At 51.0% G+C, this 22,949-nt stretch carries 18 protein-coding genes and 3 tRNA genes; 14 read left to right on the forward strand and 7 right to left on the reverse strand.

All coding sequences use genetic code 11. The features are described 5' to 3' along the window. Positions 1-5: 5 nt before the first annotated feature. From JL719_RS05910 to def, 6 genes are read right to left on the reverse strand one after another with little or no spacing between them, the layout of a single operon-like run. A complete protein-coding gene (locus tag JL719_RS05910; protein ID WP_033158871.1) occupies positions 6-1,367 on the reverse strand; it encodes a sigma-54-dependent transcriptional regulator in 1,362 nt (453 codons plus the stop codon). Beyond that, positions 1,364-3,520, reverse strand: coding sequence for a sensor histidine kinase (locus JL719_RS05915; protein ID WP_033158872.1), 2,157 nt, complete (start codon positions 3,518-3,520; stop codon positions 1,364-1,366). The genes JL719_RS05910 and JL719_RS05915 overlap by 4 nt, the downstream gene beginning before the upstream one ends. After that, a complete protein-coding gene (locus JL719_RS05920) occupies positions 3,502-4,068 on the reverse strand; it encodes a DUF4390 domain-containing protein (protein ID WP_225893036.1) in 567 nt (188 codons plus the stop codon). The genes JL719_RS05915 and JL719_RS05920 overlap by 19 nt, the downstream gene beginning before the upstream one ends. Beyond that, a complete protein-coding gene (gene rsmB, locus JL719_RS05925; protein WP_033158874.1) occupies positions 4,043-5,338 on the reverse strand; it encodes a 16S rRNA (cytosine(967)-C(5))-methyltransferase RsmB in 1,296 nt (431 codons plus the stop codon). Before rsmB ends, JL719_RS05920 begins: the two co-directional genes overlap by 26 nt. Beyond that, the gene (fmt, locus tag JL719_RS05930; RefSeq protein WP_033158875.1) at positions 5,335-6,261 is read right to left on the reverse strand and encodes a methionyl-tRNA formyltransferase; all 927 of its coding nucleotides are present in this window, start codon (positions 6,259-6,261) and stop codon (positions 5,335-5,337) included. Before fmt ends, rsmB begins: the two co-directional genes overlap by 4 nt. Positions 6,262-6,273: 12 nt before the next feature. Further along, entirely contained in the window at positions 6,274-6,777 is a 504-nt protein-coding gene (gene def / locus JL719_RS05935; protein WP_033158876.1) for a peptide deformylase, read from the reverse strand. 280 nt (positions 6,778-7,057) lie between these two features. On the opposite strand from def, the gene JL719_RS05940 reads away from it, so the two are divergent. From JL719_RS05940 to topA, 4 genes are all read left to right on the forward strand, one after another. Continuing rightward, positions 7,058-8,089: a LysM peptidoglycan-binding domain-containing protein gene (locus JL719_RS05940; RefSeq protein ID WP_033158877.1), complete on the forward strand. Its 1,032-nt coding sequence runs from the start codon at positions 7,058-7,060 to the stop codon at positions 8,087-8,089. A gap of 68 nt (positions 8,090-8,157) precedes the next feature. Continuing rightward, positions 8,158-9,255, forward strand: a complete 1,098-nt coding sequence (gene dprA / locus JL719_RS05945; RefSeq protein WP_225893038.1) for a DNA-processing protein DprA — start codon at positions 8,158-8,160, stop codon at positions 9,253-9,255. An 8-nt stretch (positions 9,256-9,263) separates the two neighbouring features. Further along, positions 9,264-9,731, forward strand: coding sequence for a Smg family protein (locus JL719_RS05950; RefSeq protein WP_020482932.1), 468 nt, complete (start codon positions 9,264-9,266; stop codon positions 9,729-9,731). A 16-nt stretch (positions 9,732-9,747) separates the two neighbouring features. Then, complete coding sequence (gene topA, locus JL719_RS05955; RefSeq protein WP_033158878.1) at positions 9,748-12,069, forward strand: type I DNA topoisomerase; 2,322 nt, start codon at positions 9,748-9,750, stop codon at positions 12,067-12,069. Positions 12,070-12,071: 2 nt separating this feature from the next. Here topA and JL719_RS05960 read toward each other — a convergent pair whose 3' ends face one another. Beyond that, positions 12,072-12,530 carry a DUF192 domain-containing protein gene (locus JL719_RS05960; protein WP_033158879.1) on the reverse strand — a complete coding sequence of 153 codons (459 nt, stop codon included), beginning with the start codon at positions 12,528-12,530 and terminating at the stop codon, positions 12,072-12,074. A 69-nt stretch (positions 12,531-12,599) separates the two neighbouring features. Here JL719_RS05960 and JL719_RS05965 point away from each other — a divergent pair. The 10 genes from JL719_RS05965 (at position 12,600) to fabV (ending at position 22,877) form a co-directional block, all read left to right on the forward strand. Then, positions 12,600-12,683, forward strand: a tRNA-Leu gene (locus JL719_RS05965). Positions 12,684-12,791: 108 nt separating this feature from the next. Next, positions 12,792-14,087 (forward strand): trigger factor, encoded by a 1,296-nt coding sequence (gene tig, locus JL719_RS05970; protein ID WP_033158880.1) that lies wholly within the window; start codon positions 12,792-12,794, stop codon positions 14,085-14,087. 46 nt (positions 14,088-14,133) lie between these two features. After that, a complete protein-coding gene (gene clpP / locus JL719_RS05975; protein ID WP_171697797.1) occupies positions 14,134-14,739 on the forward strand; it encodes an ATP-dependent Clp endopeptidase proteolytic subunit ClpP in 606 nt (201 codons plus the stop codon). Between the two features lie 103 nt (positions 14,740-14,842). Continuing rightward, positions 14,843-16,120: an ATP-dependent Clp protease ATP-binding subunit ClpX gene (clpX, locus tag JL719_RS05980; RefSeq protein WP_033158881.1), complete on the forward strand. Its 1,278-nt coding sequence runs from the start codon at positions 14,843-14,845 to the stop codon at positions 16,118-16,120. 172 nt (positions 16,121-16,292) lie between these two features. Beyond that, the gene (gene lon, locus JL719_RS05985) at positions 16,293-18,710 is read left to right on the forward strand and encodes an endopeptidase La (protein ID WP_033158882.1); all 2,418 of its coding nucleotides are present in this window, start codon (positions 16,293-16,295) and stop codon (positions 18,708-18,710) included. Positions 18,711-18,917: 207 nt separating this feature from the next. After that, the gene (gene hbs, locus JL719_RS05990) at positions 18,918-19,190 is read left to right on the forward strand and encodes a non-specific DNA-binding protein Hbs (protein WP_020482925.1); all 273 of its coding nucleotides are present in this window, start codon (positions 18,918-18,920) and stop codon (positions 19,188-19,190) included. A gap of 13 nt (positions 19,191-19,203) precedes the next feature. Continuing rightward, positions 19,204-19,279: transfer RNA gene (locus JL719_RS05995), tRNA-Val, on the forward strand. A gap of 6 nt (positions 19,280-19,285) precedes the next feature. Continuing rightward, positions 19,286-19,362, forward strand: a tRNA-Asp gene (locus JL719_RS06000). Between the two features lie 98 nt (positions 19,363-19,460). Then, positions 19,461-21,329 carry a SurA N-terminal domain-containing protein gene (locus tag JL719_RS06005; RefSeq protein WP_033158883.1) on the forward strand — a complete coding sequence of 623 codons (1,869 nt, stop codon included), beginning with the start codon at positions 19,461-19,463 and terminating at the stop codon, positions 21,327-21,329. A 357-nt stretch (positions 21,330-21,686) separates the two neighbouring features. Further along, a complete protein-coding gene (fabV, locus tag JL719_RS06010) occupies positions 21,687-22,877 on the forward strand; it encodes an enoyl-ACP reductase FabV (RefSeq protein WP_033158884.1) in 1,191 nt (396 codons plus the stop codon). The last annotated feature ends 72 nt before the right edge of the window (positions 22,878-22,949 follow it).

Consider the following 22,949-nt stretch of genomic DNA (forward strand, 5'->3'; position numbering starts at 1 on the left):
TCCAATTAAAGCTTAATTTTCAGGGAGTGCAATTTTCGGTATAAGTGCGTGCGCTCCATGCCGATAGCCGATGCCAGTTTGGCGACGCTGCCGCCGGTTTTTTCGAAATGATATTCCAGGTAGGATTTTTCGAAATGGTCGCGGGCTTCCTTCAGCGGCAAATTAAAAAACTCCGGTACATTCAAGCCTAGTTTGGGTTGTTCGGCGATCGAACCCAGCGCGGTTTTGACTTCGTCAAGCTCAATGTCGTCGCCGGCACCGAGTATCATCAGCCGCTGTACCAGATTACGCAGTTCGCGTACATTACCCGGCCAGCTGTAATTACGCAAATAATTTTGCGCGGCCATCGAGAAACGCCGGAACGGCAGCTTTTCCTGGGTGACGAAATGATCGACATAAAAATTCAACAGGCTGGGTACGTCTTCACTGTGTTCGCGTAGCGGCGGAATCTCCAGTGTCACGACGTTCAGCAAATAGTAAAGATCCTGACGGAAGCGGCCGCTGTTGACTTCTTCTTCCAAAGACATGCGGGTGGAAGCGACGACTCGTACGTCAACACGCACCGCTTGGCTGCCGCCAACCCGCAGGAACGAGCTGGATTCCAGCGCACTGAGCAAGCGAGTTTGAGTTTCCGGGTCCATGCCGCCGATTTCACCCAGAAATAGCGTGCCGCGATGAGCTTGTTCCAACAGGCCGCGATATACTCGGCCGTTGTCTTCGCGGCCGAAAAACTCCACCGCCGAGTTTTCCGGGGAGATACTGCCGACCGACACATCAACAAACGAGCCGTCGCGCCGCGAACTATTGTTGTGCAAATAGCGGGCGAACATTTCCTTACCGACCCCGGCTTCGCCGACGAATAACACTCTGGCGTCGTGCTGAGCCAGGCGCTTTAACTTATCCTTGGTACGTTCCACCACCGCGCTTTTGCCGACCGGGTCCACGCCTATCATCAGCTGTTGTTTCAAGCCGGCGTTTTCGCGCTGCAAAGAGCTGGTCTCCAGTGCGCGTTCGACGATCAGCAGCAACTTAGCCAGCGATAATGGCTTTTCCAAAAAGTCGTAGGCGCCAAGCCGAGTCGCTTCCACGGCTGATTCCACTGAGGCATGTCCGGACATCATAACCACCGGACATAGTGCGTCATCTTCGCTGACCCATTCCCGCAGCAGCGTGATGCCGTCGCTGTCCGGCATCCAGATGTCGAGCAGGATCAGATTAGGCGGGCGCTGATTTTTCAGGGCTTTAGCTTCCGTGGCGTTTTCCGCCATGGCGACATCGTAACCTTCATCCTCAAGAATTTCCGACACCAACTGACGAATGTCCTGCTCGTCATCGACCACCAAAATATACGGTGCTTGCTTATTCATTTAAAGTTCCCAAATTCAAAAACCGGCAGCTGGAGTAAAAACCCCGCGCCGCCATTATAAGACGTATCCACCCAAATCACCCCGCCATGTTCTTCCACGATCTTTTTGACAATAGCCAGGCCCAGGCCGGTACCTTTGGCCTTGCTGGTTACGTAGGGGTCGAAAATGGTTTCAAGCTGTTCCGCGTTCAAGCCGTTGCCGTTGTCGTAGATGCCCAATTCGACATAGTCGGTGTTGTTCCGGCTGACTTTGGCGATTTTGATCTCGATGCGGCAGGGCGCCGTGGTGGCCTCTTGGGCGTTTTTGATCAGGTTGTGCAGTACTTGGCGCAGGCTGACCGGGTCCGCTTCGACCAGCACCCGGTCGCTTGCAAACTTGGTGCTGAAAACAATGCCGGAGGGCAGGTATAAAGCCACGACTTCCTGAATCAGATCAACCAGATTGATTTTTTCCACTTGTTTCTTGGACGGGCGGGCGTATTCGGAAAAATCGTCCACCATCCGCTTCATGGCTTCCACCTGTTGGACGATGGTGCGGGTGCCGCGTTGCAGAAATTCGGCGGAACCGTCCTGTAATTCCTTGGAGAGCTTGTGCTGTAAACGCTCGGCGGACAGTTGGATCGGCGTCAACGGATTTTTGATTTCATGCGCCAGACGCCGCGCCACTTCGCCCCAGGCTGCGTTTTTCTGTGCCTGAATCAGGTCGGTGACATCGTCGAACACTACCACCGCGCCGGTGCGGGCGCCGTGCTGCGAGAACAGTGGCGTACCTCGGCACAACAGTTCCTGACGGCCGTTGGGGCCGAGAAACACGATGCGTTGCTCCCAAATATCGTCGGCTTTTTCCAGCAGGCTTTGGATCGCATTCAGTACATCGGCCAGTTCGCTGTGCAGGGTCGCCAAAGTCGGTAAAGTCTCGCCGACGAAATGACTGACCGGGATATGTAAAATCCGGTAGGCGGCCTGGTTGGCGGTACGGATGTAAAAGGCGGCGTCAAAACTGATGACCCCGGCCGTGAGATTGGCCAGGATGGTTTCCAGATACGCGCGTTGGTTTTCCACTTCCAGACCGGCAACACGGGTTTCGTCGCGGGAGCGGGCGATGCGCCGGGTCATTTGATTGAAGGATTCCACCAAAAAGCCCAGATCATCCTGATTCATCACCGGTAGTTGTTGCTGATAATCGCCGTCGGCGACCGCTTGCGTGCCTTTTACCAGCTCTTTAACCGGCGCGACGATGTTGCGGATGCTGATAAAAGCCACCCAAATCGCAGCCAACAGGCTGAGCAGCAACACCAGCAGCAGGATTAGCGAGAAGCTGGTTTTCAGTGAGTCGCGCAGGAAATTCATTTCCTGGTAACGGATGAAGGCAAATTCAATCGAGTCGGCCAAGTCGGTTACCCGCACCGGAATCGGAAACAAGGCTTGCAAAAATCGGCTTTGATCCGCTTCGATAGCCACGATGATACGTACCAGCATTTCATCATTATCGCCGGGATCGAAAGCAAAATATTCCTTATTCTGCCGCAGCTGTAGCCAGATTTGTTCATCGGGAAGGTGCGGCAAAATATCGCTGGGGTTGACGCTGCTGGAGGCCAATACCCGGCCTTGGTTGGAAAATACCGCAATCTCCAATGCCCCGGAATCCGCCCACAGCGAGCCCACTTCCATCGCGATCAGGGCCTCCGATTTGTCGCGGAGTTGATCGGCCATTTGCTTGGTTTGCTTGATATGCCAGTTCATGCGTTGATTCAGCGAGGACTGGCTCAACTCCAGTGCATCGTCCATCGCCCGGTCTACTTCCACGTTAAACCAGCTGTCTATGCCTTGATGCAGAAATTGCACTGAGAAATAAAACACGATGGCCGCCGGCGCCAAAGCCAGCAACACGAACAAGGACACCATGCGCGTGGTCAGCCGAGAGCCGGCCTCCTTTTTCTTTAATTCCCGCACCAGCGAATAGGTGTTGAACGCCACCAAGCCCAGCAAAATCACCGATCCCAGCGTGTTGATGACCAACAGCCAGGAATACATTTCGCCGAGTTCCGATGATTCTTGGGTGGCGCTGCTCATCAATTGCAGCGACAGCAATACGAAGCCGAACAGCAGGATAATCGTGGCGCTGGCCGGTAATTTTATTTTTGAATGGGCCATGTGTGCCAGGCGCTAGAAAGAAACCACTGGTTGTCCAGATAGGCGACCGGACGCAGCGGTATTGGCAACTGCTCGCGGTTGAATTGAGTTTTTACCGCCAGCAGGTAAGGCGTGCCGGCTGTCACTTGTTCGGCGGGAATTGGCATGCTGTCATGCACGGCCGCCATGAAATTCATGGCCGCGCTCAAGGTTAAAAACATTTCGCTGCGGTCGAACGGGGTTTGCACCACATATTGATTCAGCAAGGCATGGAATTGCAGGCTGTAAGTCAGTTTGTGTTTATGGATTATCGTATCCCACAGCACCCCGGGTTGGCGCAGTTCTATCGCGACGTCCCAGGTTAAGCGCACACCTTTGTGCAGCGCTTCTTTGGCAGTCGGACTGAGCTGGTAATCGATATGAGCCTGCACGTCATAACCGTCATCGACACGATCCAAATCGGCATATTCGATGCGCGCGGCATATTCTCCGGCTTCAGCCACGCCTGGCGCAATGTGCAGGCAGAGCATCAATGCCGCGTAACTAAGGGGCTTTGTAAAGCTTGGCATAATAAAAGCCGTCCATTTGCCGGTCACCGGTGATGATTTGCCGGCCGTGCGGACGGGACATGCCCCAGTGCGCCTCGATATGAATTTCGCTGGCATTGCTGTGTCGGGCAAGGAAAGCGGCGATTTGCGCCTCGTTTTCCTGCTTCAATACCGAGCAAGTGGCGTACAGCAAGATGCCGCCAGGTTTTAGTAATTGCCAGGCGTTATCAAGAATCTTGGTTTGCAGCGCTTGCAGGGCGGCAATATCGTCGGTGCGGCGCAGTATTTTGATGTCGGGATGGCGGCGGATCACGCCGAAGCCGGAGCAGGGCGCGTCCATTAGTATCCGGTCGAATTGGCGGTCGCCAGCCCATGATCCGGATTGACTGGCATCGGCGGCTAAGGTTTCGGCTTGTAAGTTTAAGCGCTGTAAATTATCGGTCACGCGCTGCAGGCGTTGTTGATCGACATCGACCGCCAACAGGCCGCCCAAAGCGGGTTGGTGCTCCAGAATCGCCGCCGTCTTGCCGCCCGGCGCGGCGCATAGATCCAGCACCTGTTGGCCGGGTTGCGCATCAAGCAGTTCTGCGGCCAGTTGGGCGGCAGAGTCCTGTACTGAAACTCGACCTTGACTAAAGGCGGGCAATTGCTCGACGGCCAAGGCTTGGTCTAGTCTTATCGCCGTCTCGCAGCAGTCTACCGGTTGGGCGGCGATGCCTTGCGCGGCAAGTTCGTCCAGATAAGCGGCTCGGTTGCCTTGCAACAGGTTGACACGCAAAGCCATCGGCGGTGCCTGGTCGTTGGCGTGGAGGATTTTTTCGTAATGTTCCGGCCAGTCGTGCTTCAGCACATCCACTATCCAGTTCGGATGGTTGTAGTGGGCTTGGGTGTCCGCGGCGCAGGCTTGCTGCAAGGTTTCGGCCTCGCGTAAATATTGTCTGAGTATCGCGTTAACCAAAGACTTGGCCCAAGGCTTATGGCTGGTGGCGGCGACCGTTTCCGACACGGCGGCGTGCGATTTAACCCGCATGTGTTGCAGTTGATACAGGCCGATTAGCAGCAGGGCTTTAATGTCGCCATCTTTTTGTTTGAGCGGCTTGCTGAGCAAGCGGCCCAGCATAAAATCTAGTGCGTAGTAATGGCGGATGACGCCGTAGCACAAGGCTTGGACGAAAGCCCGGTCTTTGACATCCTTGATTTTGGGCAGGCCATGCTCCAGGGCGGCGGTCAGCGATTGGCCGTCGTTGAGAACGTGGGCGAGGATCTGTGCCGAGCAGCCGCGCAGATTCATGAGCCAAGAATAACGTGGTCGGAGGGGTGGGCATTCATAAAGTCCTTGCCGGCTATGCGTTTGCCACCGGGGAGTTGCACTTCCAGCAGGCGCAGCACACCGTCGCCGGTGGCGACATCCAGTGCATGTTCCGCGCAACTGATGGTGCCGGGTGCTTGTTCTGCCCGTCGATCAAGCACCTGGCTGCGCCAGACCCGCAATACTTGGCCTCGATACAGGGTCTGCGCTACCGGCCAGGCATTCAGGCCGCGGACTTTACGATCCAGCTCTACAGCAGAGTTTTGCCAATCCAAGTTGGATTCCTGTTTTTCCAGTTTGTGGGCGTAAGTAACCAGCGCTTCGTCTTGCGGTTCGGCTTGCAACGAGCCATCGGCTATCTGGTCGACCACTTTAACCAGCCCTTCGGCGCCCATTTGCGCCAATTGATCGTGCAGGCTGCTGGAGGTGGCGTCGGCGCTGATCGGGCATTCGGCTTTGTATAGCATGTCGCCGGCATCGAGTTTTTTTACGACTTTCATGATGGTGATGCCGGTTTTAGCGTCGCCCGCCATGACTGCTCGGTGAATCGGCGCCGCGCCACGCCAGCGCGGCAGCAGCGAACCATGCACATTGATGCAGCCTTGTTTAGGTATGTCCAAAACCGCTTGCGGCAGAATCAGACCGTAAGCCACGACGACCATTAAATCGGCATCCAGTGCCGCTAATTGGGCGATAGATTCGGGGCTTTTGAAGTTTTCCGGCTGATACACCGGAATATTGGCGGCCACGGCCAGGGCTTTGACTGGGCTGGCGGTGAGCTTGCGGCCGCGTCCGGCGGGTCGGTCGGGCTGGGTATAGGCCGCGCAGACTTGATGCGGTGAATCCAGCAAGGCTTGCAAGGTGGGAACCGCAAAATCCGGCGTACCGGCGAACACGATTTTCATGGAATGTCCTTATTAGCCTTGCGACTTGTGAATTTTATCCAGCTTGGCTTTGATGCGGTTGCGCTTAAAAGCCGAGAGATAATCAACGAATAACTTGCCTTCCAGATGATCCATTTCATGTTGAATGCAAACCGCCAGCAAGTCGCGCGCTTCCAGTTCAAAGCTTTCGCCGTCGCGGTTTAACGCCTTGACTTTGATATGTTCGGCGCGGCTGACTTTTTCGAAAAAGCCCGGTACGGACAGGCAGCCTTCTTCGGACTCTTCGACGCCGTCGCGCTCTATGATTTGCGGATTGATCAGGCAGATCGGTTCGTCCTTGTTCTCGCTGACATCCATCACGATCACGCGCTTATGCACATTTACCTGGGTAGCCGCCAAGCCCACGCCCTTGGCGGCGTACATGGTTTCGATCATGTTATCGACCAAGGTTTTGATGCTGTCATCGACTGTGTCTACCTCGGCCGCGACGTTGCGCAACCGTTTATCGGGAAACTCCAGAATTTTAAGAATACTCACCCATCACTCCACTTGCGAACTGTAATAGCGGGATTTTATCCGAAATTGCCTTGGGTTTGAATGTGAAGACTAAATAGGGCCGTGTTTAGTCTGGAACGGCTCGTGCTGGCATAATGCCCGAATTAATCTAAACTGTGCGGCAAATCGATGGTTGATTTTTTACGCATTTGTTTCAAATTGGACTGGGCGGCATGCAAAGCAGCGGCGCTTGCCGATTTTGCCTTTGGACGCTTCGTCCGGCGGATTTTGAACGGTTTTATAAGCTCTGGCAGGATAAATTATGTTTTTTCGCGCGATACTGGGAATATTGATACCACTGGTTTTTGCCGCAGTGGCTTGGGCCGACGAGCTGAAAATAAACCCCAATCATCCCGATCAGTACACGGTTGTTAAAGGTGATACCTTGTGGGACATTTCCGGGAAGTTTTTACAGCACCCCTGGGAATGGCCGCAGCTATGGCATAACAATCCGCAAATCAAGGATCCGCATTGGATCTACCCGGGCGACACCTTATATTTTTCCTACGTGAACGGTGTGCCGCGCTTGAGCTTCTCACCGGATGGTAATGACGAAAAACTGTTGCCGCGCGTGCGCGAGTCAGATATTGATCAAGCCATTAAAATGATTCCCAGCGATGCCATCGTGCAATTCTTGAATTCGCCGAAAGTCGTCACAGCGGAGGAGTTGCAGCAGGCGCCTTATGTCATCGGCTTTGTCGGTGAACATTTGATCGCCGGGGCAGGAGACGGTGTTTACGTTCGGGCCATCGAAAACCCGCCAGGCTTGGGGTATACCATTTACCGGGCAGGCAAGGCCTATGTCAGTCCGGTTACCAAGGAAATTTTGGGCTACGAAGCGCAATATATCGCTGATACCACGCTACAGGAACCGGGTGATCCGGCCACCTTGCTGATTAATAAATCCGATATGGAAATTCAACGCGGCGACCGCTTGATGCCTACTTCTGAGGGTGAGTTAGCCTTAAATTATTTTCCAAGACCGCCTAAACATCAGGTGGTGGGCAGCATCATTCAGGTGAAGGGTGGTGTGTCGCAGATCGGTCAGCGCGATGTAGTGGTTATCGATAAAGGTACTGCCGACGGTTTGGAAGTGGGGCATACCTTGGATGTGTATCGCAAAGGGCATGTCGTCGTGGATAGGTATCAATCCCAGGAAGCTGTGGCGGTGAAAATGCCGGATGAACTGGCTGGCGTGTTGATGGTATTTCGGCCGTTCGAACGGGTTAGCTATGCTTTAGTGATGCAGGCAACCGCTGCGATGCACACGCTGGATAGAGTGCAGACACCCTAATGGATGCCCGAGCTAACGATATTCAATCGGGTTGGTTTAAGCCGCTCCGGTTTGTTCTTTAACCTGTTTTGGAAGCCGCGCTCAATCCGCAAATCAAGTACTGGCTGGCGATGCTGCGTAGTCCCGGCGTCGGCAGTCAGGCCATTCAGCGCTTGCTGGCACATTTTGAGCCAGAACAGATATTCTCGGCGTCGCGAACCACTTTAACTGGCTTGGGTTTCAGCGAAAAGCTCATCAATGCGCTGCAAAAACCGGATTGGCAAAAGGTCGAAGACGATATTGGTTGGCTGGAGCAAGCCGGAAATTATGCGTTGACCTTGGACGATGCCGACTATCCGGCGCAACTGAGAGAAATTGCAAATCCTCCCCCGGTTTTATTTGTTAAAGGCAATCCTGCATTGTTGCTAGAGCCGCAGTTGGCAATAGTTGGTAGCCGTAACCCTTCTCCCGTCGGCGTCAGCACGGCAATTCAATTTGCAGAGACATTGGCTGCAGCTGGGTTTGTCGTAACCAGTGGCTTGGCCTTGGGCATTGATGCCGCGAGTCACCAAGGTGCTTTAAACGTAAACGGGCAAACCATAGCCGTGGCCGGCACCGGTTTGGATCGCGTTTATCCGGCTTGCCATAAGCAATTGGCTACCCAAATAGTTGAGCATGGTGCGCTGGTCTCCGAGTTTCCACCCGGTACTGGTGCCAAAGCCAATCACTTTCCCAGGCGAAACCGCATCATCAGCGGTTTGTGTGTCGGATTGTTGGTGGTCGAGGCCGCCCAGCAAAGCGGTTCGTTGATCACCGCGCGCTTGGCGCTTGAGCAGAATCGTGAGGTTTTTGCGATTCCCGGTTCGATCCACAACCCTTTGGCGCGCGGTTGTAATGCGTTAATTCGCCAGGGCGCCAAATTAGTTGAAACCGCGCAAGATATTTTTGAGGAATTAGGTCATTATAATCAAAGGTATATGCGATCCGAGTCGGAATTAGCGCAGACTTCGCTTGACCTGGAGCAGCAAAATCTATTGAAATTGATTCCGTACAGTCCCACAACGGTCGATGCTCTGGTCCAAGAAAGCGCTTGGTCGGCGGAAGAAGTTTCCTCGACGCTGTTGGTGCTGGAGTTACAAGGCTACATTGCCGCACTTGCCGGTGGTGGCTACCTCAGAGTCAAATAAAGGTTCTAATGAAAGAAGATATTTTCGATGTGCTCATTTATCTGTTTGAGAATTATCTGGATGGCGACAGCGATAACTATCCGGATACTGCCGTGATTGCCAGCGAGTTGCTGGATGCGGGTTTTCAGCAGCCTGATGTCAACAAGGCGTTCGATTGGCTGGAATCTTTAGCTGAAATTGAGAGCATCACACCGGCGGTTTCCTCTTCGTTCCGCATTTTTAGCGGTCAGGAAATCTCCGTGTTCGACATGGAATGCCGGAATTTCTTGATGTATCTTGAGCACAGCGGCATCTTGACACCGATTAATCGCGAGATAGCGATTGATCGGGCAATGGCCTTGAAAGACGAAAATATTACGCTGGATAAATTGAAATGGATTGTATTGATGGTGTTATTAAGTCAACCCGGCGATAGTGCCGCTTTTTCCCGAATGGAAGACATAGTTTACGACTTGATACCCACTTCTTTACATTGATTTTTCTACGGATAGCATGAGCAAAAGTTTAGTCATTGTAGAGTCGCCGGCAAAATGCAAAACCATCGAAAAATACCTGGGTAAGGACTTCCAGGTATTGGCCTCTTACGGTCACGTCCGCGACTTGATTCCCAAAGAGGGCGCGGTCGATCCGGAAAACGGTTTTGCGATGAAATACCAGGTGATTGATCGCAACCAACGCCATCTGCAAGAGATAGGCAAAGCGATAAAAAATGCCGATACACTTTATCTGGCGACTGACCCTGATCGCGAAGGCGAGGCGATTTCCTGGCATGTGTTCGAGCATCTCAAGGAAAAAAAACTGCTAAAAGACAAGGAAGTGCGGCGGGTGGTGTTTCATGAAATCACCAAAAAGGCCGTCACCGAGGCTATCGCTCACCCCACCGAGCTATCCAATAATCTGGTCAATGCGCAACAGGCGCGGCGAGCTTTAGACTATTTAGTCGGTTTTAATTTATCGCCGTTGCTGTGGAAAAAAATCCGCCGCGGATTATCCGCTGGTCGCGTGCAAAGCCCGGCGTTGCGGATGATCGTCGAACGCGAAATGGAAATCGAGGCGTTCAAGACTCGTGAATACTGGTCGCATACCGCCGAAGCCAGCGCACAAGGGTTGCCGTTTAAAGCCAAATTAACGCATTTCAACGGCGAAAAACTGAATCAATTCAGTTTTACCAACGAAGCGCAAGCGACTGAAGTCAGGCAAAACTTATTGGAAGCCGCCGATGGTCAGCTGATCGTCGCCAAGCTGGAAAAAAAGCAACGCAGTAAAAATCCGGCGCCGCCGTTTATCACTTCGACCTTACAGCAGGAAGCAGCTCGCAAGCTGGGTTTTACCACCAAGCGGACCATGATGGTGGCGCAACAGCTTTACGAGGGTATCGATTTGGGCGGTGAAACCGTCGGTTTGATTTCCTATATGCGTACCGACTCGGTTAATTTGGCCGAAGAGGCGCTTGCCGATATTCGGGCGCTGATCGCGGAAAAATATGGCGCCGATGATGTGCCGAAAGAGCCGCGCCGTTTCAAAACCAAATCTAAAAACGCTCAGGAAGCTCACGAGGCTATTCGGCCGACGTCCGTGCAGCGTTTGCCCGAACAGGTGAAAGACCGGCTCAGCGCGGAGCAATTCAAGCTCTACGATCTGATCTGGAAGCGTACCGTCGCCTGCCAGATGATCCACGCCACCTTGAATCAAGTGGCGGTCGATCTGAATTGCGGCAGCGATAAAAACGTATTTCGTGCCACCGGCTCTACGGTAACCAATCCCGGCTTCATGAAGGTGTATCTGGAAGGCGTGGACGACAGCAAGGAGGCAGCCGACGATCAGGATAGCCTGTTGCCGCCGATGGAAGAAGGGCGGCCTGTTGTATTGAATGAAATTGCAGCTACCCAGCACTTCACCGAGCCACCTCCGCGTTACAGCGAGGCGAGTCTGGTAAAAGCCTTGGAAGAACATGGCATCGGCCGGCCGTCCACTTATGCGACGATAATCTCGACCTTGCAAAACCGCGAATATGTGACGATCGACAACAAGCGGTTTTATCCGACCGACGTGGGGCGTATCGTGAATAAGTTCTTGACCGAGCATTTCACGAAATACGTCGATTACAGTTTTACCGCTAATCTCGAAGACGATCTGGATGCCGTGTCACGTGGCGAGAAGGATTGGATTCCGTTGATGAACGACTTCTGGCGGCCGTTCACGCAGTTGATCACCGAGAAAGAAGAGAGTGTGCAGCGCAAGGATGTGACTCAGGAAAGTATCGACGAAAAATGTCCGGAGTGCAGCAGTTCGCTGTCGATTCGTTTGGGGCGGAATGGCCGTTTTATTGGATGTACCAATTATCCGACGTGTTCGTATACACGAAATTTGGGGGATGATAATGCAGGCGCTACGTCTGCGGAACCGGAAGTGGTGGAAGGGCGGGTGTGTCCGAAATGCGAGTCGACGCTGGTTATAAAGACCGGCAAGTATGGCAAGTTTGTCGGTTGTAGTGGGTATCCTAAATGCAAACACATCGAGCCCTTGGAAAAGCCTTCAGATACCGGGGTTGAATGTCCGCAGTGCAAGAATGGGGCGATCCTAAAACGCAAGGCGCGCAGCGGGAAGATTTTTTATTCTTGCTCGGAATATCCAAAATGCGATTATGCCTTGTGGGACGCGCCGATCAAGGAAAGTTGCCCAGATTGTAATTGGCCGATTTTGACCTTGAAAACCACCAAGCGCCGTGGCACCGAAAAAGTCTGTCCGCAGAAAGAGTGTAAATACGCAACACCGTACGAGGGTGATCCGGACGACGCAAACGGACCGGCTTGAGCCTAGGGTAGTGCTACTGTTTGCCCGATCTGAATTGCGTGTTTGTCGATAAAGCCGGCTGGTAATTCCAGTATGTATCTGGCCGGGACTTTTGAATCATAAATTCGGCACGGGTCTTTGGCACAGGGCTGTAAATCTTTTAACAGCCCTACAATTTGGCCGTCACCCGCTAAAAACACCACGTCCAAAGCCAGTAGGGTATTTTTCATCCATACCGCGCGATGGGTCTGATCCGGATAGACAAACAGCATGCCCTGGTCCTCGGCAAGTGTCTGCCGAAACATCAATCCGTGCTCGCGTTCGCTTTCGTTAGCGGCGATAGCCGCGTAGACGATACGTTGTTGATTTACAAATCTGATGGGGTGGTTGAACTCGGTAAACCCGTTTGCTGAAGCCCGCGCGCTGCTGAGCGTCATAATAAAAGCGATGCCGAAAATGGTGCTGGAAAGATAAGAGTGCATGCGCAATGTCAGTAATATAAGGTTGTCTTTAAAGATGCGGCTGATTATAATGCCGCGTTCAATTATTTAGCGAGCGTGGCGAAATTGGTAGACGCGCTGGATTTAGGTTCCAGTGGTAACCCCGTGGGAGTTCGAGTCTCCCCGCTCGCACCATATCCTGCGTTATTCGTAACGATACGACCTTAAGTTCCCCAGATCTAAACATCGCCGGCCGGTCTCCCAAAATATAAAACCGTATTTTTAATTTTTTGAGGTAATGCAATGCAAGTTTCTGTCGAGAAGACATCAGAGTTAAGCCGAAAAATGACTGTTAGCATTCCTGATGCCGTGGTTCAGGAGAAAATGGAAACTCGCTTTAAAAAACTCGCGCGCGAAGTCAAAGTGGACGGATTCCGTCCGGGTAAGGTGCCCGCGAGCATGGTAAAAAAGTTGTACGCCGATAGAGTGAGAAACGAAGTAACCGGTGACTTGATTCAATCGACTTATTTTGAAGCGTTGCAACAACAGGATTTAAACCCCGCCGGTCATCCGCATATCCATCCTACCGAGAAAGCCGAAGGTTTTGAATATATCGCCGAGTTCGAAGTTTATCCGGAGATCGTTCTGGACGGCGTTAGCGCATTGAAAGTGGATCGCCCCTCAGCAACTGTGGAAGAGGCTGATGTCGATAGCATGATCGAAAAACTGCGTCAGCAAAAGAAAACCTGGAATACGGTCGAACGCGCTTCGCAGGATGCTGACCGCGTAACCATTCATTTCTCCGGCGTGGCCGACGGCGAGAATTTTACCGATGGTAAAGTCGAAAATTACCAGGTGGAAATCGGCGGCAAACAAATGATTCCCGGTTTTGAAGACGAATTGAAAGGCTTGGTCGCCGGTGCGAGCAAAACCTTTTCTGTGACATTTCCAGAGCAATACAACAGTGAAAAATTAGCCGGCAAAGTGGCCGAATTTGAGATCGAATTGGTTAAAGTAGAAGAGCCGGTTTTACCTGTCGTCGATGCGGAATTTATCAAGGCTTATGGTGTTGAAGACGGTGATGCGGCCAGTTTCCGTAGCGATGTTCGGGCTAACATGGAAAGAGAGCTGAACCAAGGTCTGAAAAACAAGTTGAAAAATGCGGTGATGGATGCGTTATACGAGAACATTGTGATAGCGATGCCTAACGCATTGATCGATCAAGAAATTCAAGCGTTGATGAAGCCTTATGCCGAACGCGCGAAAAACATGCGTTTGAAATTGGAAGACCTGAACTTGCCTAGGGATGCATTTGAAGCTCAGGCCAAGCGTCGAGTGGCCTTGGGTTTGATTCTGGGTGAAATCATCCAAAAGAATGACATCAAGGTCGATGCCGATAAAGTGCGTGCGGTCATTGATGATATGGCGAAGAGTTATGAGCGCCCCGAAGACGTTGTGAACTGGTATTATGCCGACAAGGCCAGGCTAAATGATGTGCAGCAGATGGTCTTAGAGGACCAAGCTGTTGCATGGATTGTCAGTCAGGCTAAAATCACCGACGTAACAGTTGGTTTTGATGATGTCATGGAAAAACAGTAACGAATGAGGGCTAAACGTGTTTAACCAAAATGTGATGAGCGAAATGATGGCGCCGCAAGCGGCGGGCGGTCTAGTGCCTATAGTGGTTGAACAAACAGCCCGTGGGGAAAGATCGTTCGATATTTATTCCCGTTTGCTGAAAGAGCGGGTAATTTTTCTAGTTGGCCAAGTGGAAGATTACTCGGCTAATCTGGTGGTAGCGCAATTGCTGTTCTTGGAGTCCGAGAATCCGGATAAGGATATACATTTGTATATCAACTCTCCCGGTGGCTCAGTGACAGCAGGGATGTCGATTTACGATACCATGCAATTTATCAAGCCGGATGTCAGCACCATGTGTATCGGTCAGGCCGCCAGTATGGGGGCGCTGCTGTTAGCGGGTGGTGCGCAGGGTAAGCGCTATTGTTTGCCTCATTCCAGAGTGATGATTCATCAGCCTTTGGGGGGGTTTCAAGGCCAAGCCTCGGATTTTGATATTCATGCCCGGGAGATTTTGGCTATTCGTGAGCGTTTGAATAAAATCTTGGCCCATCATACCGGGCAACCCTTGGAAAAAATTCAGCAAGATACGGATCGAGATAACTTTCTGAGTTCTCAGCAAGCGGTTGATTACGGTTTGATCGACAAAGTATTGACTAGTCGTATTGCCTGATAAGTGTCGCGTCGCTTCGTCAAGACTGCGACGTGATTTGAATGTTGGTTTTTGATATATTTCATCGCCATGACGAGGTAATGTATCACGGTGGAGTCTGTCTATGAGTAGAGACAAGAAAGGTAAAGACGATGAAAAACTTCTTTACTGTTCTTTTTGCGGTAAAAGTCAAAATGAAGTCAGGAAACTGATTGCAGGTCCATCCGTTTATGTTTGCGACGAATGTGTGGAATTGTGCAACGACATCATCAGAGATGAGTTGCTGGAAGATGAAATGTCCGTGGCCGGTGGTGCGTTGCCTAAGCCGAAGGAAATCAAGCAAGAATTGGATGGTTATGTCATCGGTCAGGAAAATGCCAAAAAAATTCTGGCCGTGGCTGTTTACAATCATTACAAGCGCTTGCGCAGCAACAGCAAAAAGAACGAAGTCGAGTTGGCGAAAAGTAATATCTTGCTGATTGGGCCCACGGGTTCCGGTAAAACCTTGTTAGCCGAAACATTGGCCAGATTGCTGGATGTGCCGTTCACCATAGCAGATGCCACCACGCTGACCGAGGCTGGTTATGTCGGTGAAGATGTTGAGAACATCATTTTAAAGATTCTGCAAAAGTGCGATTACGACGTGGAAAAAGCGGAGACCGGGATCGTCTATATCGACGAAATCGATAAAATCTCTCGCAAATCCGATAATCCGTCGATTACTCGCGACGTTTCCGGGGAAGGAGTGCAGCAGGCCTTGCTGAAGCTTATCGAAGGCACTGTCGCTTCTGTCCCGCCACAAGGCGGTCGCAAGCATCCACAGCAGGATTTTTTGCAGGTCAACACTGCCAATATCTTGTTTATCGTGGGTGGGGCTTTTGCCGGTTTGGATAAGGTCATCAAACATCGTACCGAGAAGGGTGGCATCGGTTTTTCGGCGGAAGTTAAAACCAAGGACGATAAACGCAATGTCGGCGAGATTTTTGCCGATGTGCGCTCCGAGGATTTGATCAAATATGGTTTGATTCCGGAGTTTGTTGGTCGTCTGCCGGTTATCGCTACGCTGGACGAGTTGGATGAAGCCGCGTTGATTCAAATTCTGACACAGCCTAAAAATGCTTTGATCAAGCAGTACAAGCATTTGTTTGGAATGGAAGGTGCGGAGCTGGAGTTTAGAGATGATTCGTTAGCGGCGATTGCCCGCAAATCGATGGAACGAAAAACCGGTGCCAGAGGTTTGCGAACAATTGTCGAGAATGTGTTGTTGGATACGATGTACGAACTGCCTTCCAACGACAAAATATCGAAAGTTGTCATCGACGAAAACGTCATTTTGGGTAATTCGGAGCCAATTTTGGTTTACGAAGCAGAGCAAAAGCTGGTGGCTTCGGACGCTTCTTAGATAAGGGGCTTTGAACGTTTCTCGCGCTCTCGCGAAGAAATAACCAAAAAAGGGGGCTTTTTCAATAACGCCCCCTTTTTTTTGCCTGAAATTAAAGATACTTGTTTTCTGGGAGTTCATCCTCATATAGGATGACATCTAATGTTTTGAGCTGCTCAAGGGAGCAAATGAAATGACCGAGTTAAAAACCAAAGATGAATTAATTCCTGTCTTGCCCTTACGGGACGTGGTGGTCTATCCGCATATGGTGATTCCATTGTTTGTCGGTAGAGGTATGTCTATTGATGCCCTTGATGCCGCCATAAAACAAGACAAACAAGTGTTGCTGATTGCCCAGAAACAGGCCGATGTCGATGAACCGGGTTTTGATGACTTATACAGGGTCGGGACCTTGGCCAACATCCTACAACTGTTGAAATTGCCGGACGGTACGGTGAAAGTATTGGTTGAAGGCAGTCAGCGCTGCTCCGTAACAAAATACCAAGAAGTTGATAATTATTGCGCGGCCAGCGTCGTCGAGTTGAGTGACGAATTAAATATTTCCGAACAGGAAGCGGAGGTTTTGCAGCGCACGGCGATTAATTCGTTTGATCAGTATGTGAAATTGAATAATAAAATTCCGCCCGAAGTGCTTAATTCCCTGGCCGGCATTGACGACCCAAGCCGCCTGGCCGATACGATGGCGGCGCATATGGCTTTAAAAGTTGAAGAAAAACAGCTGATGCTGGAAATGGTCGATGTGGCTAAACGTCTGGAAAATTTGATGACCTTGATGGAAGGTGAAGTCGATATTCTGGAGATGGAAAAGAAAATTCGCGGCCGCGTTAAAAAGCAGATGGAAAAAAATCAGCGCGAATATTATTTGAATGAGCAAATGAAAGCTATTCAAAAAGAGCTGGGCGAGATGGACGAAGCCAGCAACGAGATCGAAGAACTGGAAAGAAAAATTGCCGCGGCCGGCATGTCCGCCGAAGCGAAAACCAAGGCGACGGCCGAGCTGAATAAACTGAAAATGATGTCGCCGATGTCAGCCGAAGCCACGGTGGTGCGTAATTACATAGACTGGATGGTCAACGTGCCTTGGAAAAAGAAAACCAAGGTGCGGCACGATTTAAAACTCGCGGAAGAGGTATTGGAAGCCGAACATTACGGCCTAGATAAGGTTAAAGAGCGGATACTTGAATATCTCGCCGTGCAGCAACGTGTTAAAGCGTTGAAAGGGCCTATTCTGTGTTTGGTCGGTCCTCCGGGGGTTGGTAAAACCTCTCTCGGCCAGTCGATTGCACGGGCCACCAATCGCAAGTACGTGCGGATGGCGTTAGGCGGGGTAAGAGACGAAGCGGAAATTCGCGGACATAGGCGTACCTACATAGGCTCTATGCCCGGTAAAATTCTGCAAAATCTGTCGAAAGTCAAAACCCGGAATCCCATGTTCTTGCTGGACGAGATCGACAAAATGGCGGCAGATTTTCGCGGCGATCCGGCTTCGGCGCTGTTGGAAGTCCTTGATCCGGAGCAAAACCATACTTTCTCGGATCATTATCTGGAAGTCGATTTCGATCTATCCGACGTGATGTTTGTGGCTACCGCGAATACGATGAATATCCCGCCCGCCTTGATGGACAGGATGGAAATAATCCGTTTGGCTGGTTATACGGAAGATGAAAAAATCAACATCGCCCTGCGCTTTTTGATTCCGAAGCAGATCAAAAACAACGGTCTGGCAGAGTCGGAAATTTCCATCTCCGAAGCAGCGGTCAAGGATATTATCAGGTACTACACGCGGGAAGCGGGTGTGCGCGGACTGGAACGGGAAATTTCGAAAATTTGCCGGAAAGTCGTGAAAGACCTGTTGTTGAAATCCCGCAAAAGTCGAACCTCGGTTACCGAGAAAACACTGGACAAGTATCTAGGCGTCAGACGCTTTAGCTATGGCATGGCCGAAGACAGCGATCAAATTGGTCAAGTGACAGGTTTGGCATGGACTGAAGTTGGCGGTGAGTTGTTGACGATTGAAACTGCGGTAATGCCGGGTAAGGGCAAGCAGCTAACGACCGGTAAACTCGGCGATGTGATGAAGGAGTCGATTGAAGCGGCGGTCACGGTGGTCAGGAGTCGAGCTAATATCTTGGGAATCGACAGCGATGTGTTCCAAAAAAATGATATTCACATTCACGTTCCGGAGGGCGCGACCCCAAAAGACGGGCCTAGTGCCGGTATTGGCATGTGTACCGCTATTATTTCAGCTTTGACCAAAATTCCAGTGCGTGCTGATGTGGCGATGACCGGAGAGATTACCCTGCGCGGTGAAGTACTACCGATTGGCGGACTGAAAGAGAAATTGTTGGCTGCGCATCGCGGCGGCATTGCGACAGTGGTGATTCCGGCGGAAAACGAAAAGGACCTCGCCGAGATCCCGGAAAATATCAAACGTAATTTGGCGATTAAGTGTGTCCGTTGGATAGATGAAGTGTTGGAGTTGGCTCTACAGCATATGCCCACCCCCATTGCTGCAATCCCGGTGGCAGAAATAACTGAAACAGCTACCAGCAAAGTAGAGGTAAAAAAGCCGGGTGTTGTTGCCCATTAAAAGTTGAGTCGGGTCGGCGGAAACCATCAGCGTCGTGGCTTCCGCGGACTTCTGTGCTTGACATCGCTTGCAGGCGATTGATATAAATGTCGACCTCTCGCACCAGGAGAGGCTGTAAATCGGGTTGGTGGAAAACCGGTTAGTGGACAAATCCAAACATTTGTTTGCTGAGCATAATTAATACAACGACATCCTAAGGGGAAATAAATGAATAAATCGGAACTTATCGATGCAATCGCCAGTGCGTCCCAGTTAACTAAAGCTGATGCAGGGCGGGCTTTAGATGGTTTTATCAAAGCAGTAGAAGATGCTTTGAAACAAGGTGATTCCGTTGCCTTGGTTGGCTTCGGCACATTCGATGTTAAAGAAAGAGCAGAGCGTAAAGGCCGCAATCCGCAGACCGGTGAAGAGATCACCATTAAAGCCGCGAAAATTCCTTCATTTAAAGCTGGCAAATCTTTAAAAGATGCTGTAAACTAGCCGCTCTTTAGTCGGGTGCTTAGCTCAGCTGGGAGAGCATCGCCCTTACAAGGCGAGGGTCGGGGGTTCGAACCCCTCAGCACCCACCAGACTTTGGAGCGGTAGTTCAGTTGGTTAGAATACCGGCCTGTCACGCCGGGGGTCGCGGGTTCGAGCCCCGTCCGCTCCGCCAAAACAGAAACCTCGGGCCGTATGGTCCGAGGTTTTTTTTTGCCTGTTAATTTTATGGCCTGAAGCGATCGGGTTTAATACTGTTTAAGGACAGCGTTTATGCTTTTAGAGATTAGAGAAAAGGTGCACGGTCTGTTTGCATCAATCATATTGATTTTGATTTGTGTGCTTTTCGGATTGTGGGGCATCCAAAACTACCTTGGCGGCGGTAAAGAGGCCCCGGTAGTGTCTGTGGGAGACAAGGAGTTTTTTCAGCGGGATGTCAGTCAGGCCTATCAGCAATATGCGCAAAATCTGGCAGGCATGAAATTCGACGAAGAGACGATAAAAAAACAGGCTTTGCAAAAGCTGGTTCGCGACGAGGTGTTGTTGCAATACGTTCAGGATCAAAACCTGTTGGTTAGCGATGAGACGGCCAGGGACTTCATACAAACTCTCGAGTATTTCCAAAAAGACGGTAAGTTCGATAAGACGCAATACCAAACCATGCTCGGTTCGCAAGGCATGTCTTCAGCCGAGTTCGTCAATCGCATCAAAAAAGCTTTGGTGATGGAGCAATTCCAAAGAGCCGTGGTAGATAGCAGCTTTGTCACGCCGGCGGAAATCAACAACTTCTTTAAAATCCAGAACCAAACCCGCGATGTGGAATATTTGACCGTGCCGTTAACGGCTGTCAGTCAACAGCCCGGCGAAGAGGAAATTACCGCTTATTATCAGCAGCACCAGGATGCGTATCAGACTCCCGAGCAGGTGGCTATCGAATACGTGGAATTATCATTGGATAAATTGGCCGCAGATATTAGCCCTACTGAAGAGCAGTTAAAGGCTTACTACGAAGAACAAAAAGTCCAATTCACTACGAAAGAGCGCAGAAAAATCAGTCATATCCTGTTCGCATTCAGCAAGGATAAAGCCGCCGACGATTTAGCGCTGCAAAAAGCCCTGAAAGCCAAACAAGATTTGAAAAACAAGGATTTCGCTGCCTTAGCCGCCGAAGTGTCCGACGATAAATTAACCGCTAAAAATGGCGGCGACCTGGGTTTATTTAATGTCGGCGTGATGGAGAAAGCCTTTGAAGATGCCGCAAGCAGCTTAAAACTGGGCGAAGTCTCCGAGCCCGTTAAATCGGCTTTTGGTTATCATTTAATTAAAGTCACCGAATTGATACCGGGCGACGTAAAGCCTTACGAAGCGGTAAAAGCCGAAGTCAGCAAGGCTTATCAAAAAGCGCAGGCCGAAGCCAAATTTAATACCTTGGCCGAGAAAGTTGCCGAAGTCAGTTATGAAAATCCTGATAGTTTGGCGGCGGTTGCGCAACTATTGGGTGGAGCAACCAGCAAAACCCAAGCGTTTACTCGCACCGCGGGTGAAGGTATCGCTGCCGACGAAAAAGTTCGGGCGGCTGCGTTTTCCGAAGATGTGTTAAAAGGCAGCAACAGCGAGCCGCTGGAAATTGGCGGCGACAAAGTTGTGGTGTTGCGTATGTTATCGCATCAACCTGCCGCCAGCAGAGAGCTCAAGGAAGTTAAGGCTGAGGTCATTACTGCGATTCAGCAAGATAAAGCAAAACAGCAGGCCATCGCAACTGCCGATAAAATTAAGCAGGAATTGGTTGGCGGTAAAACGCTTGCGCAAATCGCCGAAGCGCTGCATTTGCAGACCAAAAAAATCAATGGCTTGACACGCACTACCAGTGAATTGCCGGCGGCTGTTACTCAAGAGATTTTTAGAACCGCCAAACCGAAGGCCGGTCAGCCTAGCGTGGCGGTAATTGACGAAGCCAAGGGCGGTAAATTGGTGGTTAGCGTCAACAATGTACACGAGGGTGTCATGTCGGATAGTGACAAGAGCAAACAGGCCTTGATTGCCAAAAACATCTCGGCCGCCTTTGGTAAGGCGCAGATGGAAGCGGTATTGAATGCGTTGCAGACTAAAGCCGAGATCGTTATCAATACGCAAAAACAGTAAACCGCAAGGTGGGCCTGCAAAAAGGGAGCTTAGTGCTCCCTTTTTTTTGCTTGATTAAGCAGTTAGCGCTTAGCAAAGAGGATGTTGTTGCGGATTCTAGTCAGCGACTTTTAGTTAGTCGCTATAACCATTGCCCGGTGAGTGAATAGCCAGCAGCGTCCGCCCCACATTGGCTTTTAGGCTGACGTTTATTAACATAGTCGCGGATAGCCGAATAAGGCGATTTTTCGCTTCGGATACCATCGATATTATTTTCCTGTTCAGCCATATCATGGGATAAACTTTAAAATTTGTAACAAACATCGCTGCGAAAGCGACACTCGTCTTAATTTTTAATAGCTTGATTTAAGGATCAACATGATTATCAAACCTCGCGTACGCGGTTTTATGTGCGTCACCACCCATCCGGTCGGCTGCGAAGCCAATGTCAAACAGCAGATCGACTACGTCAAAAGTTTCGGCGCCATCGCTAATGGTCCAAAGAATGTGCTGATTTTGGGCGCTTCTACCGGCTACGGTCTGGCATCTCGGATTGTCTCGGCTTTTGGTTCCGGTGCGAAAACGCTGGGTGTGTTTTTTGAGCGCGAGGGTACGGCCGATAAGCCGGGTACTCCCGGTTGGTACAATTCTGCGGCATTCCATAAATTTGCCGAAGCTGAAGGACTGTACGCGAAAAGCATCAATGGCGACGCCTTTTCCGACGAGATCAAACAAAAAACCATAGACGCTCTCAAACAGGACTTGGGCAAAGTCGATCTGGTGATTTACAGCTTAGCCGCGCCGCGTCGCACCAATCCTAGAACCGGCATCACCCACAATTCGACCTTGAAACCGATCGGCAAGGACTTGGTGCAAAACGGTATCGATACCGATAAAGAGATTATCAAAGAATTCACCCTGCCGGCAGCCACCGAGGAAGAAATAGCCAACACGGTGGCCGTGATGGGCGGTGAAGACTGGCAAATGTGGATCGATGCGCTGGCCGACGCCGGCGTCTTGGCGGAAGGTGCCAAAACCACTGCATACACTTATTTGGGCGAAAAAATCACCTGGGACATTTATTGGGACGGCACCATCGGTGCGGCCAAAAAAGATTTGGACAAACGTGTGATCGATATTCGCAATAAATTGGCAGCATTAGGCGGCGACGCCAGAGTGTCGGTACTCAAAGCCGTAGTCACTCAAGCCAGCGCGGCGATTCCGGTCATGCCTTTGTATTTGGCCTTGCTGTTCAAAACCATGAAGGCAGAGGGCACTCACGAAGGCTGCATCGAGCAGGTCAATGGCTTGTTCCGCGATAGTCTTTACGGCGCCAATCCCATTCTGGACGACACCGGCCGCCTGCGTGCCGACTTAAAAGAACTGCAACCGCAAGTACAAGACAAGGTCACGGCTTTGTGGGAACAAATCAACAACGACAATATCAACGAATTGAGCGATTTTGCCGGTTACAAACACGAGTTTCTGAAGTTGTTCGGTTTTGAAGTAGACGGCGTGGATTACGATGCCGACGTCAATCCCGAGGCACCGATTACCAACTTGCTGTAAAGATTACCCCGGTGGCTAGCGCGGCGGCGACCCACCGGGTTAAAAAGTAAGGACACCTGACGTTTTTGCAAA

Source organism: Methylomonas sp. LW13 (genome assembly GCF_016865255.1).
Classification (GTDB): domain Bacteria; phylum Pseudomonadota; class Gammaproteobacteria; order Methylococcales; family Methylomonadaceae; genus Methylomonas.

Coding starts and splice junctions, on each gene's coding strand:
- JL719_RS05915 (WP_033158872.1), bottom strand. CDS start 3,520: ATGGCCCATTCAAAAATAAAATTACCGGCCAGCGCCACGATTATCCTG.
- clpP (WP_171697797.1), top strand. CDS start 14,134: ATGGCGCCGCAAGCGGCGGGCGGTCTAGTGCCTATAGTGGTTGAACAA.
- lon (WP_033158882.1), top strand. CDS start 16,293: ATGACCGAGTTAAAAACCAAAGATGAATTAATTCCTGTCTTGCCCTTA.
- JL719_RS05920 (WP_225893036.1), bottom strand. CDS start 4,068: ATGCCAAGCTTTACAAAGCCCCTTAGTTACGCGGCATTGATGCTCTGC.
- JL719_RS05910 (WP_033158871.1), bottom strand. CDS start 1,367: ATGAATAAGCAAGCACCGTATATTTTGGTGGTCGATGACGAGCAGGAC.
- fmt (WP_033158875.1), bottom strand. CDS start 6,261: ATGAAAATCGTGTTCGCCGGTACGCCGGATTTTGCGGTTCCCACCTTG.
- JL719_RS05950 (WP_020482932.1), top strand. CDS start 9,264: ATGAAAGAAGATATTTTCGATGTGCTCATTTATCTGTTTGAGAATTAT.
- JL719_RS05960 (WP_033158879.1), bottom strand. CDS start 12,530: ATGCACTCTTATCTTTCCAGCACCATTTTCGGCATCGCTTTTATTATG.
- JL719_RS05940 (WP_033158877.1), top strand. CDS start 7,058: ATGTTTTTTCGCGCGATACTGGGAATATTGATACCACTGGTTTTTGCC.
- rsmB (WP_033158874.1), bottom strand. CDS start 5,338: ATGAATCTGCGCGGCTGCTCGGCACAGATCCTCGCCCACGTTCTCAAC.
- tig (WP_033158880.1), top strand. CDS start 12,792: ATGCAAGTTTCTGTCGAGAAGACATCAGAGTTAAGCCGAAAAATGACT.
- clpX (WP_033158881.1), top strand. CDS start 14,843: ATGAGTAGAGACAAGAAAGGTAAAGACGATGAAAAACTTCTTTACTGT.
- JL719_RS06005 (WP_033158883.1), top strand. CDS start 19,461: ATGCTTTTAGAGATTAGAGAAAAGGTGCACGGTCTGTTTGCATCAATC.
- hbs (WP_020482925.1), top strand. CDS start 18,918: ATGAATAAATCGGAACTTATCGATGCAATCGCCAGTGCGTCCCAGTTA.
- topA (WP_033158878.1), top strand. CDS start 9,748: ATGAGCAAAAGTTTAGTCATTGTAGAGTCGCCGGCAAAATGCAAAACC.
- fabV (WP_033158884.1), top strand. CDS start 21,687: ATGATTATCAAACCTCGCGTACGCGGTTTTATGTGCGTCACCACCCAT.